We start from the raw sequence: 17,844 nt of genomic DNA, 5'->3' as shown, positions 1-17,844 counted from the left end.
GGCTCGACTTCTCAAGCCCGTCCGGCGTTGTCATGGCGGTGCACCGGCTGTGCGCGTGTGCGCTACCTCACGAACACTCCCGCCTGGCCGGCCAGGTCCAGGAAGTACTGCGGGGCGAGGCCCAGCACCAGCGTGACCGCGACACCGACCGCGATCGTCGTCATCGTCAGCGGGGACGGGACGGCGACCGTCGGGCCGTCCGCCTTCGGCTCGCTGAAGAACATCAGCACGATGACGCGGATGTAGAAGAACGCGGCGATCGCCGAGGAGATCACACCGACCACGACCAGGCCGCCCGCGCCGCCGTCGGCCGCGGCCTTGAAGACGGCGAACTTCCCCGAGAACCCGGAGGTGAGCGGGATCCCGGCGAAGGCCAGCAGGAACACCGCGAAGACCGCGGCGACCAGCGGCGAGCGCCGGCCGAGCCCGGCCCACTTCGACAGGTGCGTCGCCTCGCCGCCCGCGTCGCGCACCAGGGTGACGACGGCGAACGCGCCGACCGTCACGAAGGAGTACGCGCCCAGGTAGAAGAGGACCGACGAGATGCCGTCCGGGGTGGTCGCGATGACACCGGTGAGAATGAAGCCGGCGTGGGCGATCGAGGAGTAGGCGAGCAGCCGCTTGATGTCGGTCTGCGTGATGGCGACGATCGCACCGCCCAGCATCGTGACGATCGCGACGGCCCACATGACCGGGCGCCAGTCCCAGGCGAGGCCCGGCAGCACCACGTACAGCAGTCGCAGCAGCGCGCCGAACGCCGCGACCTTGGTGGCCGCGGCCATGAAGCCGGTCACCGGGGTCGGGGCTCCCTGGTAGACGTCCGGGGTCCACATGTGGAACGGGACGGCGCCGACCTTGAAGAGCAGACCGGTCAGGATCATCGCGCCGCCGATCAGGAGCAGCGCGTCATTGCCCATGGTGTCGGCGAGCGCCGGGTCGATCTGTGTGACGGAGCCGTCGACCACGTGCGCGATGGTGGCGTACGAGACGGAGCCCGCGTAGCCGTACAGCAGGGCGATCCCGAAGAGCAGGAACGCCGACGAGAAGGCACCGAGCAGGAAGTACTTCACCGCGGCCTCCTGCGACATCAGCCGCTTGCGGCGGGCGACGGCGCACAGGAGGTAGAGCGGGAGGGAGAAGACCTCCAGGGCCACGAAGAGGGTCAGCAGGTCGTTGGCCGCAGGGAAGACCAGCATGCCGGCCACGGAGAAGAGGACCAGCGGGAAGACCTCGGTGGTGGTGAAGCCGGCCTTGACCGCGGCCTTCTCGCTGTCGCTGCCGGGGACCGATGCGGCCTGTGCGGCGAAGGAGTCGACGCGGTTGCCGTGCGCGGCGGGGTCGAGCCGCCGCTCGGCGAAGGTGAAGACGGCGACCAGCGAGGTCAGCAGGATGGTGCCCTGCAGGAACAGCGTCGGGCCGTCGATCGCGAGGGCGCCCATCGCGGCGATGTGCGCCTTCGTCGTGCCGTACCCCCCGGCCGCCAGGCCGACCACCGCGGCGAACGCGGCGGCGAGGGCGACGACCGTCAGGAAGACCTGCGTGTAGTAGCGGGACCGGCGCGGCACGAAGGCCTCGACGAGCACGCCGACGACGGCGACACCGATCACGATGAGCACCGGGGTCAGTTGGGCGTACTCGATGACCGGTGCCTTGAATTTCTCGGCCGGGGCGGCCGATGTCACCCCGCCCGCCGTCGTCCACAGGCTGTGGACAGCTGTTGCGCTCACTTGGCGGCCTCCACCTCAGGCTGGGGGTCCTTCTTCTGGACGTCCGACATGGTGTGCTGCACCGCCGGATTCACGATCTCCGTCAGCGGCTTCGGATAGACACCCAGGAAGAGCAGCAGCGCGATCAGCGGGAGAACCACCACCAGCTCCCGGACCTTGAGATCCGTCATGCCCTGGACCTCGGCCTTCACCGGGCCCGTCATCGTCCGCTGGTAGAGGACGAGGACGTACAGCGCGGCGAGCACGATGCCGGTCGTGGCGACGATGCCGGCCGCCGGGTACGCGCTGAACGTGCCGACCAGGACCAGGAACTCACTGACGAACGGGGCGAGTCCGGGCAGCGACAGGGTGGCCAGACCACCGATCAGGAAGGTGCCGGCCAGGACGGGCGCCACCTTCTGCACCCCGCCGTAGTCGGCGATGAGCCGCGAACCGCGCCGGGTGATCAGGAAGCCCGCCACCAGCATCAGCGCGGCCGTCGAGATCCCGTGGTTGACCATGTAGAGCGTGGCGCCCGACTGGCCCTGGCTCGTCATCGCGAAGATGCCGAGGATGATGAAGCCGAAGTGCGAGATCGACGCGTAGGCGATCAGCCGCTTGATGTCGCGCTGGCCGACGGCGAGCAGCGCCCCGTACACGATGCTGATCAGCGCCAGGACGACGATCACCGGCGTCGCCCACTTGCTGGCCTCCGGGAAGAGCTGGAGGCAGAAGCGGAGCATCGCGAAGGTGCCGACCTTGTCGACGACCGCGGTGATCAGGACGGCGACCGGACTGGTCGCCTCGCCCATGGCGTTGGGCAGCCAGGTGTGCAGCGGCCACAGCGGGGCCTTCACCGCGAAGGCGAAGAAGAACCCGAGGAAGAGCCACCGTTCCGTACCGGTCGCCATGGAGAGCGAGCCGTTGGCCCGTGCCTCGGCGATCTCGGAGAGCGAGAACGTCCCCGCGACCACGTACAGCCCGATCACGGCGGCCAGCATGATGAGCCCGCCGGCCAGGTTGTAGAGGAGGAACTTGACGGCGGCGTAGGTGCGTTGCGCCGCCGCGTTCTCGTCACTGCCGCCCGCCGCGGCAGCGGCAGATCGAGAAGAGGTGGCTCGGTCCCCGAAGCCGCCGATGAGGAAGTACATCGGGATGAGCATGGCTTCGAAGAGGATGTAGAAGAGGAAGACATCGGTGGCCTCGAAGGAGAGGATCACCATCGCTTCAGTCATCAGCATCAGCGCGAAGAAGCCCTGCGTGGGCCGCCAGCGCCGACTCCGATTCTCCAGAGGATCGGCGTCGTGCCAGCCCGCCAGAATGATGAAGGGCAGCAGCAGCGCGGTGAGCGCCATGAGCGCCACCCCGATGCCGTCCACGCCCAGTTCGTACCGGACGCCGAAGTCCTTGATCCAGGCATGCGATTCGGTGAGCTGGTAGCGGGCGCCACCGGGCTCGAACCTGGCGAGCGCGATGCCCGCCAGCACGAGCGTGGCCAGCGAGAACAGCAGCGCCAGCCATTTGGCCGTGGTGCGCCGGGCGGCGGGGACGGCGGCGGTGGCGATCGCACCGATCGCCGGGAGGGCCGCCGTCGCCGTCAGGAGGGGAAAGGACATGGTGATCAGACCGCCCTCATCAGCAGGGTCGCGGCGATGAGGACCGCCGTACCGCCGAACATCGAGACCGCGTAGGAGCGGGCGTAGCCGTTCTGCAGCTTGCGCAGCCGGCCGGAGAGCCCGCCCATCGAGGCGGCCGTGCCGTTGACGACGCCGTCGACCAGGGTGTGGTCGACATACACCAGGGAGCGGGTGAGGTGCTCGCCGCCGCGGACCAGGACCACGTGGTTGAAGTCGTCCTGGAGGAGATCGCGACGGGCCGCCCGGGTGAGCAGCGAGCCGCGCGGGGCGACGACCGGGACCGGCTTGCGTCCGTACATCGCCCAGGCGATGGCGACACCGACGACGAGCACCGCCATCGTGGCCGCCGTGACGGTCGTGGCGCTGACCGGGGCGTGCCCGTGACTGTGCCCGGTGACCGGCTCCAGCCAGTTCAGGAAGCGGTCGCCGATGGAGAAGAGGCCTCCGGCGAAGACGGAACCGAACGCGAGGATGATCATGGGGATGGTCATCGACTTCGGGGACTCGTGCGGATGCGGTTCGTTCCCCTGCTCGTCCGGCTGCCAGCGCTTCTCTCCGAAGAACGTCAGCAGCATCACGCGCGTCATGTAGAACGCGGTGATCGCGGCGCCCAGCAGGGCCACCGAGCCGAGGATCCAGCCCTCGGTGCCGCCCTTGGCGAAGGCCGCCTCGATGATCTTGTCCTTCGAGAAGAAACCGGACAGACCGGGGAAGCCGATGATCGCCAGATAGCCGAGGCCGAAGGTGACGAAGGTGACCGGCATGTACTTCCGCAGGCCGCCGAACTTCCGCATGTCGACCTCGTCGTTCATGCCGTGCATGACCGAACCGGCGCCGAGGAAGAGCCCGGCCTTGAAGAAGCCGTGCGTCACCAGGTGCATGATCGCGAAGACGTAGCCGATCGGGCCGAGCCCGGCGGCCAGGATCATGTACCCGATCTGCGACATCGTCGACCCGGCGAGGGCCTTCTTGATGTCGTCCTTCGCGCAACCGACGATCGCACCGAAGAGCAGCGTGACCGCACCGACGACCACCACGGCCAGCTGTGCGTCCGGCGCGGCGTTGAAGATCGCGCCGGAGCGGACGATGAGGTAGACGCCCGCCGTCACCATGGTCGCGGCGTGGATGAGGGCGGAGACCGGGGTCGGGCCCTCCATGGCGTCACCGAGCCAGGACTGCAGCGGCACCTGGGCCGACTTGCCGCAGGCCGCGAGCAGCAGCAGCAGGCCGATCGCCGTCAGCTTGCCCTCGCTCGTCTGGCCGGTCGCCCCCAGGACGGGGCCGAAGGCGAACGTGCCGAAGGTGGTGAACATCACCATGATCGCGATCGACAGGCCCATGTCGCCGACCCGGTTGACCAGGAACGCCTTCTTGGCGGCCGTGGCCGCGCTGGGCTTGTGCTGCCAGAAGCCGATGAGCAGGTACGACGCCAGACCGACGCCCTCCCACCCGACGTACAGCAGCAGGTAGTTGTCGGCGACGACCAGGATCAGCATCGCCGCGAGGAACAGGTTCAGATAGCCGAAGAAGCGGCGCCGGCGTTCGTCGTGCGCCATGTAGCCGATCGAGTAGATGTGGATCAGTGTGCCCACACCGGTGATCAGCAGCACGAACGTCATCGACAACTGGTCGAGCTGGAAGGCCACATCGGCCTGGAAGCGCTCGACCGGGATCCAGCTGAACAGCTTCTGGTGCAGCGCCCGGTCCTCCGCGCCCTTCCCCAGCATGTCGAAGAAGAGCACGACACCGATGACGAACGACACCCCGGCGAGCAGGGTGCCCACCCAGTGTCCGGCGCGGTCCAGCCTTCGGCCGCCGCAGAGCAGGACCGCAGCTCCGAGCAGAGGCGCCGCGATGAGCAGCGCAATCAGGTTCTCCACGATTCAACGTCCCCTTACAGCTTCATCAGGCTGGCGTCGTCGACCGAGGCCGAGTGGCGGGAACGGAACACCGACACGATGATCGCGAGCCCGACCACGACCTCGGCGGCGGCGACAACCATCGTGAAGAACGCGATGATCTGGCCGTCGAGATTGCCGTGCATCCGGGAAAAGGTGACGAACGCGAGGTTGCAGGCGTTGAGCATCAGCTCCACGCACATGAACACCACGATCGCGTTCCGCCTGATCAGCACCCCGGCCGCACCGATGGTGAACAACAGAGCAGCGAGATAGAGGTAGTTGACCGGATTCACTTGGCGACCCCCTCGTCTTCGTTGTCACGGCCGAGCCGCTTCTCCGAGCGCTGCTCCAGCGCCTTGAGCTGGTCCAGCGACTCCTTCGACACGTCGCGGATCTGCCCGCGGCTGCGCAGTGTCTGCATGACGGTGAGCCCGGACGGTGTGCCGTCCGGGAGCAGACCCGGGATGTCCACGGCGTTGTGCCGGGCGTAGACACCGGGGGCGGGCAGGGGCGGCAGCTGCTTGCCGCGTACGCGCGCCTCGGACATCTCCCGCTGGGTCTTGGCCCGTTCGGTGCGCTCCCGGTGGGTGAGCACCATCGCGCCGACCGTGGCCGTGATCAGCAGGGCGCCGGTGATCTCGAAGGCGAAGACGTACTTGGTGAAGATGAGGCTGGCCAGCCCCTCGATGTTCCCGCCGTGCTCGGCGTTGGCGGTGCCGAGCCCGTTGAAGCTGTTCAAAGAGGCGTTGCCGATGCCCGCGATGAGCAGGACACCGAAGCCGATCCCGCAGCCCGCGGCCAGCCAGCGCTGACCCTTGAGGGTCTCCTTCAGCGAATCGGCCGCCGTGACACCGACGAGCATGACCACGAAGAGGAACAGCATCATGATCGCGCCGGTGTAGACGACGATCTGGACGACGCCCAGGAAGTAGGCGCCGTTGGCGAGGTAGAACACCGCCAGGACGATCATGGTCCCGGCGAGGCTCAGCGCGCTGTGCACGGCTTTTTTCATCAGTACGGTGGACAGCGCGCCGAGCACGGCGACGATGCCCAGCACCCAGAACTGGACGGCCTCGCCGGTCGAGGTCTGGGAGGCCGCCGCGGCCAGGCCGGTCATGCGTCCACCTCCCGCGCGGAGCCGCTGTTCTCGTCGGAGCCGTCCGCCGGCTTCTCGCCCTTGGAGACCGCGGCCTGACGCTCCGTACCGGGTGCGGCCTCGGTGACGAGACCCCGGTAGTAGTCCTGCTCGTCCATCCCCGGGTAGATCGCGTGCGGGGTGTCGACCATGCCCTCCTCCAGGCCCGCGAGCAGCTCGTCCTTGGTGTAGATGAGGCTCTCGCGGGTGGTGTTGGCGAGCTCGAACTCATTGGTCATCGTCAGCGCCCGGGTCGGGCACGCCTCGATGCACAGACCGCAGAGAATGCAGCGCGCGTAGTTGATCTGGTAGACGCGGCCGTAGCGCTCACCCGGGGAGTAGCGCTCCTCGTCCGTGTTGTCCGCGCCCTCCACGTAGATCGCGTCCGCCGGACAGGCCCAGGCGCACAGCTCACAGCCGACGCACTTCTCCAGACCGTCCGGGTGGCGGTTGAGCTGATGCCGGCCGTGGAAGCGCGGCGCCGTCACCTTCTGCGTTTCCGGATACTGCTCGGTCAACCGCTTCTTGAACATGGCCTTGAAGGTCACGCCGAAGCCGGCGACAGGGTTCTGGAACTTCTCGCCCGAGGGCTCTGATGACTCAGACACCGTCAGCCTCCTTCCCGTCACTCGAATTTCCGTCACTCTGAGTATCCGACCCGCCACTGACAACGAGCTCCCGCTCGCCCCGCGGCCTGCGGCGCGGCACCGGCGGCAGGGTCTGTCCGGGCAGCGGCGGCACCGGGAATCCGCCCGCCATCGGGTCGAACCCCGGCTCCGGTCCGGCCTCCGCCTCCGCGGCCCGGCCCTTCTTGTCGCGGAACATGTCGGCGACGAAGGAGATCAGCAGGATCGCGATCACGGCCCCGGCCACGTACAGCACGATCTTCGAGAAGTCGTACCCCTCGTTGCGCAGCGCCCGCACCGTCGCGACCAGCATCAGCCAGAGCAGCGAGACCGGGATCAGGACCTTCCAGCCGAGCTTCATCAGCTGGTCGTAACGGACCCGGGGCAGCGTGCCGCGCAGCCAGATGAAGAAGAACAGCAGCAGCTGGACCTTGAGGACGAACCAGAGCATCGGCCACCAGCCGTGGTTCGCGCCCTCCCAGAAGGTGCTGACCGGCCACGGGGCCCGCCAGCCGCCCAGGAACAGGGTCGTGGAGACCGCGGAGACGGTGACCATGTTGACGTACTCGGCGAGCATGAACATCGCGAACTTGATCGACGAGTACTCGGTGTTGAAGCCGCCGACCAGGTCGCCCTCGGACTCCGGCATGTCGAACGGGGCCCGGTTGGTCTCACCGACCATCGTGACGATGTAGATGATGAAGGAGACCGGCAGCAGCAGGATGAACCAGCGGTCCTGCTGCGCCTCCACGATCTTCGAGGTCGACATCGACCCGGAGTAGAGGAAGACCGAGGCGAACGCGGCGCCCATCGCGATCTCGTAACTGATCATCTGGGCGCAGGAGCGCAGGCCGCCGAGGAGCGGGTACGTCGATCCGGACGACCAGCCCGCCAGCACGATTCCGTAGATCCCGACCGAGGCGACCGCGAGGATGTAGAGCATCGCGATCGGCAGGTCCGTGAGCTGCATCGCCGTACGGTGCCCGAAGATCGAGACCTCGTCGGACGGGCCGAACGGGATCACGGCGATCGCCATGAACGCCGGGATGGCGGCGACGATCGGCGCCAGCACGTACACGACCTTGTCGGCCCGTTTGACGACGACGTCTTCCTTCAGCATCAGCTTGATGCCGTCGGCGAGCGACTGGAGCATGCCCCAGGGGCCGTGCCGGTTGGGGCCGATGCGCAGCTGCATCCAGGCGACGACCTTGCGCTCCCACACGATGGAGAAGAGCACGGTCACCATCAGGAACGCGAAGCAGAACACCGCCTTGATGACGACGAGCCACCACGGGTCGGTGCCGAACATCGACAGATCCTCGGCGGCGAGTACGGCACCGCGCGGTGCCGCGGCCAGTTGAGCGAAGACAGTCACGCCCCCACCTCCGGTGTGACGTCGGGAGTGCCCGGTGCGGCGGGGCCGATCCGGACCAGGCCGCCGGGCCGGGCACCGGTGTCGGCCGGGATGCCCCGCCCTACGGAGTTCAGCGGCACCCAGACCACGCGGTCCGGCATGTCGGTGACCTTCAACGGGAGTTCGACGCTGCCGGCCGGGCCGGTGACGGCCAGCAGATCGCCGTCCTTCACGCCCGTCTCGGCCGCGGTGACGGCGGAGAGCCTGGCGACCGAGGCGTGCCGGGTGCCGGCCAGCGCTTCGTCGCCCTCCTGGAGCCGGCCCAGGTCGAGCAGCATCCGGTGGCCCGCGAGGATCGCCTCCCCGTCGCCGGGCCTGGGCAGCGGTCGCGCCGACTCGTTCGGGTCGGTGGCGTGCGCGCCGGCCCAGCCGCCGAGCCGGTCCAGCTCACGGCGTACGGACTTCAGGTCCGGCAGCGCGAAATGGGTGTCCATGGCCTCGGCCAGCATGTGCAGCACCCGGGCATCGGTCGGCGCGAGCGTCCGCGTCATCTGCTCGGGCTTCAGCGCGGCCTCGAACATCCGCGCCCTGCCCTCCCAGTTGAGGAAGGTGCCGGGCTTCTCGGCCACCGCGGCGACCGGGAGGACCACATCGGCCCGCTCGGTCACCTCGCTGGGCCGCAGCTCCAGCGAGACCAGGAATCCGACCTGGTCCAGGGCCTCCAGGGCCCGTGCCGGGTTCGGCAGGTCCACGGGCTCGACCCCGGCGACGAGCAGCGCGCCCAGTTCTCCGGTGGCAGCGGCCTCCACGATCTGGCCGGTGTCGCGGCCGAAACGGGAAGGGAGTTCGGCGACGTTCCAGACGGCCGCCACCTCGTCCCTGGCCCGCGGGTCGGTCGCCGGCCGGCCGCCGGGCAGCAGCGACGGGAGCGCGCCCGCCTCCACCGCGCCGCGCTCGCCGGCCCGCCGCGGCATCCACACCAGCGCGGCCCCGGTCGCGGTGGCGGTCCGTACCGCGGCGGTCAGTCCGCCCGGCACCGCGGCCAGCCGCTCGCCGACCACGATCACCGCGCCCTCGCCGCGCAGCGCCTCGGCCGCGACGGCTCCGTCGCCGTCGAGTCCGACGCCGCCCGCGATCGCGTCCAGCCACTCGGTCTCGGTACCGGGGGCGGCGGGGAGCAGCGTGCCGCCCGCCTTCTCCAGCCCTCGGGTGGCGTGCGAGGCGACGGCGAACGTGCGCTGTCCGTGCTTGCGGTTCGCCTTGCGCAGCCGCAGGAAGACGCCGGGTGCCTCCTCCTCCGACTCGAACCCGACCAGCAGCACCGTCGGGGCCTTCTCCAGCGAGGTGTACGTGACACCCGAGCCGTCCAGGTCCCGGCCACGCCCGGCGACGCGGGCGGCCAGGAAGTCGGCCTCCTCGCTGCTGTGCGCCCGCGCCCGGAAGTCGACGTCGTTCGTGTCGAGGGCGACCCGGGCGAACTTGCTGTACGCGTAAGCGTCCTCGACGGTCAGCCGGCCGCCGGTGAGGACACCCGTCCTGCCGCGTGCGGCGGTCAGCCCGGCCGCCGCGGCGGCCAGCGCCTCGGGCCAGCTCGCCGGTTCCAGGACACCGTCCGCGTTGCGTACCAGCGGGGTGGTGAGCCGGTCCCGTTGCTGCGCGTAGCGGAAGCCGAAGCGGCCCTTGTCGCAGACCCACTCCTCGTTGACCTCGGGGTCGTTGGCGGCGAGGCGACGCATGACCTTGCCGCGCCGGTGGTCGGTACGGGTGGCGCAGCCGCCCGCGCAGTGCTCGCACACCGACGGCGACGACACCAGGTCGAAGGGCCGGGACCGGAACCGGTACGCCGCCGAGGTCAGCGCCCCGACCGGGCAGATCTGGATGGTGTTCCCGGAGAAGTACGACTCGAACGGGTCGCCCTCGCCCGTACCCACCTGCTGGAGGGCGCCGCGCTCGATCAGCTCGATCATCGGGTCGCCCGCCACCTGGTTGGAGAAGCGGGTGCAGCGCGCGCAGAGCACGCACCGCTCGCGGTCCAGCAACACCTGGGTGGAGATCGGGACGGGCTTCTCGTACGTCCGCTTCTTCCCGTCGAAGCGGGAGTCGGCGTCGCCGTGCGACATCGCCTGGTTCTGCAGCGGGCACTCGCCGCCCTTGTCGCAGACCGGGCAGTCCAGCGGGTGGTTGATGAGCAGCAGCTCCATCACACCCTTCTGCGCCTTCTCGGCGACCGGCGAGGTCAGCTGCGACCGCACCACCATGCCGTCGGTGCAGGTGATGGTGCAGGACGCCATCGGCTTGCGCTGGCCCTCGACCTCGACGATGCACTGGCGGCAGGCGCCGACCGGGTCGAGGAGCGGGTGGTCGCAGAAGCGCGGGATCTCGATGCCGAGGAGTTCGGCGGCCCGGATGACCAGGGTGCCCTTGGGCACGCTGATCTCGATGCCGTCGATCGTCAGCGTGACGAGGTCCTCGGGCGGAACGACCGCCTCGCCGCCCCCGGAGGGCGCACTCGTGGTGACTGTCATGCGTTCACCCCCTGGTGAGCGTTCTTGTCGTCGGCCCAGGCAGTCGACCTGGCGGGATCGAAGGGGCAGCCCCGGCCCGTGATGTGCTGCTCGTACTCCTCGCGGAAGTACTTCAGCGAGGAGAAGATCGGCGAGGCGGCGCCGTCACCGAGGGCGCAGAAGGACTTGCCGTTGATGTTGTCGGCGATGTCGTTCAGCTTGTCGAGGTCGGCCGTCTGTCCTTTGCCGGCCTCGATGTCGCGGAGCAACTGGACCAGCCAGTACGTGCCCTCGCGGCACGGCGTGCACTTGCCGCAGGACTCGTGGGCGTAGAACTCGGTCCAGCGGGTGACCGCCCGCACGACGCAGGTCGTCTCGTCGAAGCACTGGAGCGCCTTGGTGCCGAGCATGGAACCGGCGGCGCCGACGCCCTCGTAGTCGAGCGGCACGTCGAGGTGCTCGTCGGTGAACATCGGGGTCGAGGAGCCGCCCGGGGTCCAGAACTTCAGCCGGTGGCCGGGGCGCATGCCACCGCTCATGTCGAGCAGCTGGCGCAGCGTGATGCCGAGCGGGGCCTCGTACTGGCCGGGGCTCGCGACGTGCCCGCTGAGCGAATACAGCGTGAAGCCCGGGGACTTCTCGCTGCCCATCGACTTGAACCAGTCCTTGCCCCGGTTCAGGATCGCGGGAACCGAGGCGATGGATTCGACGTTGTTCACCACAGTGGGGCAGGCGTACAGACCGGCGACCGCGGGGAAGGGCGGCCGCAGCCGGGGCTGGCCGCGTCGCCCTTCGAGCGAGTCGAGGAGTGCGGTCTCCTCACCACAGATGTACGCGCCCGCGCCCGCGTGCACGGTGAGTTCCAGGTCGAGCCCCGAGCCCAGGATGTTCGTCCCGAGGAAGCCCGCCTCGTACGCCTCGCGCACGGCCTCGTGCACCCGCCGCAGCACGGGGACGACTTCACCGCGCAGATAGATGAAGGCGTGCGAGGAACGGATCGCGTAGCAGGCGATCACGATGCCCTCGATGAGGGAGTGCGGGTTGGCGAAGAGGAGCGGGATGTCCTTGCAGGTCCCGGGCTCCGACTCGTCGGCGTTGACGACCAGGTAGTGCGGTTTGCCGTCGCCCTGCGGGATGAACTGCCACTTCATCCCGGTGGGGAAGCCGGCGCCGCCGCGGCCGCGCAGACCGGAGTCCTTGACGTACGCGATGAGGTCGTCCGGCGACATGGCGAGGGCCTTGCGCAGCCCCTCGTATCCCTCGTGGCGCCGGTAGGTCTCCAGGGTCCAGGATTCCGGTTCGTCCCAGAAGGCGGAGAGGACGGGGGCGAGCAGCTTCTCGGGGCTGTCCCCACTGCCGTTCCCGTTGTCGTTGATTTCGGTCGCCAACGTCATCACTCTCCCTCCTCGCCTGTCGGGCCGGACGGGTGCTCCGGGTCAGAGGCCGATGTCTGCTGCGGTGCGTCATGCGAGCTGAGGTGCTCGGACGGCGACGGATCGTGGGGCTGGTCGCCGCTCGGGCTCTCGCCCCGCGGGGCGACGACCCTCGGGTGCGGTTCCTCTCCTCTGGCGAGGCGGAGGCCGATCAGTGAGGCGGGGCCCGCGCCGCCGGACGCCTCGACGGCGCCGGGGCGCTCGTCGGGGAAGCCGGCCAGGATCCGGGACGTCTCCTTGTACGAGCACAGGGGGGCGCCGCGGGTGGGTTCGACGGTGCGCCCGGCGATGAGGTCGTCGACCAGCCGCGTCGCGCTCTCGGGGGTCTGATTGTCGAAGAACTCCCAGTTGACCATCACCACGGGAGCGAAATCGCAGGCCGCGTTGCACTCGATGTGTTCGAGGGTGACCTTGCCGTCCTCGGTTGTCTCCTCGTTGCCGACGCCGAGGTGCTCCTTGAGCCGGTCGAAGATGGCGTCGCCGCCCATCACCGCGCACAGGGTGTTGGTGCAGACACCGACCTGGTACTCGCCGCTCGGCTTGCGCCGGTACATCGTGTAGAAGGTGGCGACCGCGGTGACCTCGGCGGTGGTGAGGCCGAGCTGCTCGGCGCAGAACGCCATGCCCGTACGGGAGACGAAGCCCTCCTCGGCCTGCACCAGGTGCAGCAGCGGCAGCAGGGCGGAGCGGCTGCCGGGGTAGCGGGCGATCACCTCCTTCGCGTCCGCTTCGAGCCTGGCGCGCACCTCGGCCGGGTAGGCGGGGGCGGGGAGCTGCGGCATCCCCAGACTGACTTCCTGACGTGCTTCGGTCACCGGTCGACGCCTCCCATCACGGGGTCGATGGACGCGACGGCGACGATGACGTCGGCGACCTGGCCGCCCTCGCACATCGCCGCCATGGCCTGCAGATTGGTGAAGGACGGGTCGCGGAAGTGGACCCGGTAGGGGCGGGTGCCGCCGTCCGAGACGACATGGACGCCCAGCTCGCCCTTGGGCGATTCGACCGCGGTGTAGACCTGTCCGGGCGGGACGCGGAATCCCTCGGTCACCAGCTTGAAGTGGTGGATCAGGGCCTCCATGGAGGTGCCCATGATCTTCTTGATGTGGTCGAGCGAGTTGCCGAGCCCGTCCGGTCCGAGCGCGAGCTGCGCGGGCCAGGCGATCTTCTTGTCGGCGACCATCACCGGTCCGGGGGCGAGCCGGTCGATGCACTGCTCGATGATCCGCAGCGACTGGCGCATCTCCTCCAGCCGGATGAGGAAGCGGCCGTAGGCGTCGCAGCTGTCGGCGGTGGGGACGTCGAACTCGTAGTCCTCGTATCCGCAGTAGGGGTCCGTCTTGCGCAGATCGTGCGGGAGCCCGGCGGAGCGCAGGATCGGGCCGGTGGCGCCGAGTGCCATGCAGCCGGTCAGGTCGAGATAGCCGACGTCCTGCATACGGGCCTTGAAGATCGGATTGCCGGTGGCGAGCTTGTCGTACTCCGGCAGGTTCTTCTTCATGGTCTTCACGAACTCGCGGAGCTGGTCGACCGCGCCGGGCGGCAGGTCCTGGGCGAGTCCGCCGGGCCGGATGAACGCGTGGTTCATCCGCAGCCCGGTGATCAGCTCGAAGAGGTCGAGGACGAGTTCACGATCACGGAAGCCGTAGATCATGATCGTGGTGGCGCCGAGCTCCATGCCGCCGGTGGCGATGCACACCAGGTGCGAGGAGATCCGGTTGAGCTCCATCAGGAGCACGCGCAGGACGGTGGCCCGGTCCGGGATCTGGTCCTCGATGCCGAGCAGCTTCTCGACGCCCAGGCAGTACCCCGCCTCGTTGAAGAACGGCGTCAGGTAGTCCATGCGCGTCACGAAGGTGGTGCCCTGGGTCCAGTTCCGGAATTCGAGGTTCTTCTCGATGCCGGTGTGGAGATAGCCGATGCCGCAGCGGGCCTCGGTGACGGTCTCGCCGTCGATCTCCAGGATCAGCCGCAGCACCCCGTGCGTGGACGGGTGCTGGGGGCCCATGTTGACGATGATGCGCTCGTCGTCGGACTTGGCCGCGGACTCGACGACCTCGTCCCAGTCGCCGCCGGTGACGGTGTATACGGTCCCCTCGGTCGTGTCGCGGGCATCCGAGAGGGGCGTCCCGGAAGGACCCGGTGAGGGGTGGGCATGGGAAGTAGACATCAGGAGTACGACCTCCGCTGGTCCGGAGCCGGGATCTGGGCGCCCTTGTACTCGACGGCGATGCCGCCGAGCGGATAGTCCTTGCGCTGCGGGAAGCCCTGCCAGTCGTCCGGCATCATGATCCGGGTGAGGGCGGGATGCCCGTCGAAGACGAGCCCGAAGAAGTCGTAGGCCTCGCGCTCGTGCCAGTCGTTGGTCGGGTAGACCTCGACGAGCGACGGGATGTGCGGATCGCTGTCCGGGGCCGACACCTCCAGGCGGATCAGCCGGCCGTGCGTGATCGAGCGCAGGTGGTAGACGGCGTGCAGCTCGCGGCCCTTGTCGCCGAGGAAGTGGACACCGATCACCCCGGTACAGAGCTCGAAGCGCAGCGCCGGGTCGTCGCGCAGGGTGCGGGCGACCCGGACCAGGTGCTCGCGGGCGATGTGGAAGGTGAGTTCGCCGCGGTCGACGACGGTCTTCTCGATGGCGTTGGCGGGAAGCAGGTCCTGTTCCTCCAGGGCCCCTTCGAGCTCGTCCGCGACCTCGTCGAACCAGCCGCCGTACGGACGGGACGTGGCGCCCGGCAGGGTCACCGTGCGGACGAGGCCGCCGTAGCCGGAGGTGTCGCCGCCGTTGTCGGCGCCGAACATGCCCTTGCGTACGCCGATGACCTCGCCGGTCTCGTCACGCGGTGCGGGCACACCGTTGTTGCTCTGCTCGTCGTGATGACGGTTCTCGCTCACCGCAGCAGCCCCTTCATCTCGATCAGGGGCAGTGCCTTGAGGGCCGCGTCCTCCGCCTCGCGGGCGGCCTCCTCCGCGTTGACCCCGAGCTTGGAGCTCTGGATCTTCTGGTGGAGCTTGAGGATCGCATCCATCAGCATCTCGGGCCGCGGCGGGCAGCCCGGCAAATAGATGTCAACAGGGACAATATGATCAACACCTTGAACAATGGCGTAATTGTTGAACATCCCGCCCGATGATGCGCAAACCCCCATGGAGATCACCCACTTGGGGTTGGGCATCTGGTCATAGACCTGCCGCAGGACGGGCGCCATCTTCTGGCTGACCCGTCCTGCCACGATCATCAGATCCGCCTGCCGCGGCGATCCGCGGAAGACCTCCATCCCGAAACGGGCCAGGTCGTAGCGCCCGGCCCCGGTGGTCATCATCTCGATGGCGCAGCAGGCGAGGCCGAAGGTGGCGGGGAAGACGGACGACTTCCGCACCCAGCCGGCGGCCTGCTCGACAGTGGTCAGCACGAAGCCGCTGGGCAGCTTCTCTTCGAGTCCCATGGTGTGCCCCTCAGCCCCTCAGTCCCATTCCAGGCCGCCGCGACGCCACACATACGCGTAGGCGACGAAGACGGTGAGCACGAAGAGCAGCATCTCCACGAGCCCGAAGATCCCCAGGGCGTCGAAGGTGACCGCCCAGGGATAGAGGAAGACGATCTCGATGTCGAAGACGATGAAGAGCATCGCCGTCAGGTAGTACTTGATGGGGAAGCGGCCGCCTCCGGCTGGAGTGGGGGTGGGTTCGATACCGCACTCGTACGCTTCGAGCTTTGCTCGGTTGTACCGCTTCGGGCCGATAAGCGTGGCCATGACCACGGAGAAGATCGCAAACCCTGCCCCGAGGGCGCCGAGCACGAGGATGGGCGCGTAGGCATTCACGCTCCTCGCTCCTTCCAGTCGTCCTTGACCGTTGGACCGCATCGGGCGATTCGGCTCGCCACCCCACCAAGATCGTGCACATGTGAGGCAGTTCACAAGCCCGACTGCCCCGCATCCTATGCCCGCCATCCTGTGATCTGCGACACGGGGTACGACAACGAGTTTGTGATCTCCACCACCCGGCGAAGGCTCACGAAGCCACCTGAGCGGTGATCTTCGTACGTAAAGCGGCCGAGCGGTCACGAGACGTGACATCTGATGCTGTTAGTGCTGGTCAACATGGTGTTGCACTAACAATCAGATACCCGCGGATGCAAATTGGCAATGGACGGCCTGGGAGTGATAAGGGGATCTGCCCCACTCTGGCCTCACTCGGGCGAGGGGTCCCCGGGAGCGAAGTGGACGTGTGCACCCATTCACGATCTTCCGGATGAATGGCCGCGGCCGAAATTCGACGGCCCTTCAGACGAGGAGCGCGCACATGCTCCTCACGCCACGGTCACCCTGTGACCTGCGTCACTTCAATCAGGCGCCGATAAAAGCGGGCTTGGCCATCGGTATGAACGGATGGTAAGCGGCGGGCAATTCGGGCGTATTGCCGAAAGCCCGTGATCACAGCACTGATCAAGCATGCCCGGTTTGCCCGTTACGGCGTCAATAAGGGCCGCCAGGAAGCGGATTCACAGATTCCGGACGTAACTGTGTCGCAACACACGTTTCTTGAAGGGAGCCCCGGGGCCCTGATAGCGCTAGTACACATGTCCCACACCGCTCACATACCCAGCCACCGGAAGCCCCGCCGAAACGCGCCGAAGACGGCGCTGCGGGCCGGAGTTGCCGGTGGCGTCCTCAGCACCATCGCGGTGGCAGGCGCTGCCGGTCCGGCCCAGGCCGAGCCGGTGACCCAGACCATCGAGATGCCCACCATCACCGCCGGGCTCTCCACCGCCGTCGCCGCGTCCGCCCAGGCCACGCAGCAGGTCGCCCAGGACCTGCAGACGCAGGCCCAGGAGGACGCCGCCGCCACCACCGCAGCCAAGGCCGCCAAGAAGGCCAAGGCCGAGGCGGTCCGCAAGGCAGAGGCCAAGAAGAAGGCGGAGGCCGCCGCCAAGGCCAAGGCGGAGGCCGCCGCCCAGCGCGCTTCCCGCACCGCCGTCCGCACGACGCTCAGCGCGACCTCCGGCTCCACCGCCGGCACCGCCGTGGCCTCGACCGCTTCCTCCTCCTCGTCGAGCGCCACCGGCTCCGCCGCGTCCGTCCTCGCCTTCGTGAAGGCCCAGGTCGGCGACGCGTACGTGTCCGGCGGCACCGGACCCAACTCGTGGGACTGCTCCGGTCTCGTCCAGGCCGCGTTCCGTTCGGTGGGTGTCGACCTGCCGCGCGTCTCGCAGGCCCAGTCCACCGCGGGCACCCAGGTCTCCCTGAGCAACCTCCAGCCGGGCGACATCCTGTACTGGGGCGGCGCGGGCAGCGCGTACCACGTCGGGGTGTACGTGGGCGGCGGCGAGTTCGTCGGTGCGCAGAACTCCAGCACCGGTGTGGTGCAGCGCCCGCTGTCCTACGACCCGCCGTCGGGCGCGGTCCGCGTTCTCTGAGTCCGCCGGTTCCACCGAGTTCTCGGATTCACAAGCGCCGCTCAGGCGCGCGGCGAAGGGCCGTCGCTCCCCCGCTCGGGAGCGCCGGCCCTTCGCCGTTCCGGCGGAAACACGACATCACCCCGGGCG

At 68.6% G+C, this 17,844-nt stretch carries 15 protein-coding genes; 1 reads left to right on the top strand and 14 read right to left on the bottom strand.

Annotated elements, in window-relative coordinates; genetic code table 11:
* Positions 1-62 precede the first annotated feature (62 nt).
* Genes nuoN through ACF1B9_RS23470 form a run of 14 tightly spaced genes read right to left on the bottom strand, consistent with a single transcriptional unit; the run spans position 63 to position 16,120 of the window.
* Positions 63-1,727: an NADH-quinone oxidoreductase subunit NuoN gene (gene nuoN / locus ACF1B9_RS23535; RefSeq protein WP_391738710.1), complete on the bottom strand. Its 1,665-nt coding sequence runs from the start codon at positions 1,725-1,727 to the stop codon at positions 63-65.
* Positions 1,724-3,322, bottom strand: coding sequence for an NADH-quinone oxidoreductase subunit M (locus tag ACF1B9_RS23530; RefSeq protein ID WP_391738708.1), 1,599 nt, complete (start codon positions 3,320-3,322; stop codon positions 1,724-1,726). The genes nuoN and ACF1B9_RS23530 overlap by 4 nt, the downstream gene beginning before the upstream one ends.
* A gap of 5 nt (positions 3,323-3,327) precedes the next feature.
* Positions 3,328-5,223, bottom strand: a complete 1,896-nt coding sequence (gene nuoL, locus ACF1B9_RS23525) for an NADH-quinone oxidoreductase subunit L (protein ID WP_391738706.1) — start codon at positions 5,221-5,223, stop codon at positions 3,328-3,330.
* Between the two features lie 14 nt (positions 5,224-5,237).
* A complete protein-coding gene (gene nuoK, locus ACF1B9_RS23520; RefSeq protein ID WP_093543641.1) occupies positions 5,238-5,537 on the bottom strand; it encodes an NADH-quinone oxidoreductase subunit NuoK in 300 nt (99 codons plus the stop codon).
* On the bottom strand, positions 5,534-6,361 hold the full coding sequence (locus tag ACF1B9_RS23515) for an NADH-quinone oxidoreductase subunit J (protein ID WP_391738703.1): 828 nt from the start codon (positions 6,359-6,361) through the stop codon (positions 5,534-5,536). The genes nuoK and ACF1B9_RS23515 overlap by 4 nt, the downstream gene beginning before the upstream one ends.
* Positions 6,358-6,987 (bottom strand): NADH-quinone oxidoreductase subunit NuoI, encoded by a 630-nt coding sequence (gene nuoI, locus ACF1B9_RS23510; protein ID WP_391738701.1) that lies wholly within the window; start codon positions 6,985-6,987, stop codon positions 6,358-6,360. Before nuoI ends, ACF1B9_RS23515 begins: the two co-directional genes overlap by 4 nt.
* A complete protein-coding gene (gene nuoH, locus ACF1B9_RS23505; protein ID WP_391738699.1) occupies positions 6,980-8,380 on the bottom strand; it encodes an NADH-quinone oxidoreductase subunit NuoH in 1,401 nt (466 codons plus the stop codon). The genes nuoI and nuoH overlap by 8 nt, the downstream gene beginning before the upstream one ends.
* Positions 8,377-10,884, bottom strand: a complete 2,508-nt coding sequence (locus tag ACF1B9_RS23500; RefSeq protein ID WP_391738697.1) for an NADH-quinone oxidoreductase subunit G — start codon at positions 10,882-10,884, stop codon at positions 8,377-8,379. The genes nuoH and ACF1B9_RS23500 overlap by 4 nt, the downstream gene beginning before the upstream one ends.
* Positions 10,881-12,260, bottom strand: a complete 1,380-nt coding sequence (gene nuoF, locus ACF1B9_RS23495) for an NADH-quinone oxidoreductase subunit NuoF (protein ID WP_391738695.1) — start codon at positions 12,258-12,260, stop codon at positions 10,881-10,883. Before nuoF ends, ACF1B9_RS23500 begins: the two co-directional genes overlap by 4 nt.
* Positions 12,257-13,078, bottom strand: coding sequence for an NADH-quinone oxidoreductase subunit NuoE (nuoE, locus tag ACF1B9_RS23490; RefSeq protein WP_391739311.1), 822 nt, complete (start codon positions 13,076-13,078; stop codon positions 12,257-12,259). The genes nuoF and nuoE overlap by 4 nt, the downstream gene beginning before the upstream one ends.
* Positions 13,079-13,107: 29 nt before the next feature.
* Positions 13,108-14,466 carry an NADH-quinone oxidoreductase subunit D gene (locus tag ACF1B9_RS23485; RefSeq protein ID WP_391738693.1) on the bottom strand — a complete coding sequence of 453 codons (1,359 nt, stop codon included), beginning with the start codon at positions 14,464-14,466 and terminating at the stop codon, positions 13,108-13,110.
* Positions 14,466-15,191 carry an NADH-quinone oxidoreductase subunit C gene (locus ACF1B9_RS23480; protein ID WP_391738691.1) on the bottom strand — a complete coding sequence of 242 codons (726 nt, stop codon included), beginning with the start codon at positions 15,189-15,191 and terminating at the stop codon, positions 14,466-14,468. Before ACF1B9_RS23480 ends, ACF1B9_RS23485 begins: the two co-directional genes overlap by 1 nt.
* On the bottom strand, positions 15,188-15,742 hold the full coding sequence (locus tag ACF1B9_RS23475; RefSeq protein WP_030975705.1) for an NADH-quinone oxidoreductase subunit B family protein: 555 nt from the start codon (positions 15,740-15,742) through the stop codon (positions 15,188-15,190). Before ACF1B9_RS23475 ends, ACF1B9_RS23480 begins: the two co-directional genes overlap by 4 nt.
* A gap of 18 nt (positions 15,743-15,760) precedes the next feature.
* Positions 15,761-16,120: an NADH-quinone oxidoreductase subunit A gene (locus tag ACF1B9_RS23470; RefSeq protein ID WP_003992243.1), complete on the bottom strand. Its 360-nt coding sequence runs from the start codon at positions 16,118-16,120 to the stop codon at positions 15,761-15,763.
* A gap of 758 nt (positions 16,121-16,878) precedes the next feature.
* Between ACF1B9_RS23470 and ACF1B9_RS23465 the strand changes: the two genes are divergently transcribed.
* Positions 16,879-17,715, top strand: a complete 837-nt coding sequence (locus ACF1B9_RS23465; protein ID WP_391738689.1) for a C40 family peptidase — start codon at positions 16,879-16,881, stop codon at positions 17,713-17,715.
* The last annotated feature ends 129 nt before the right edge of the window (positions 17,716-17,844 follow it).

The organism is Streptomyces sp. NPDC014727, assembly GCF_043083485.1.
GTDB lineage: Bacteria > Actinomycetota > Actinomycetes > Streptomycetales > Streptomycetaceae > Streptomyces.
The sequence above is the reverse complement of the archived record's forward strand: the minus strand, read 5'-3'. Positions and strand labels throughout refer to the sequence as shown.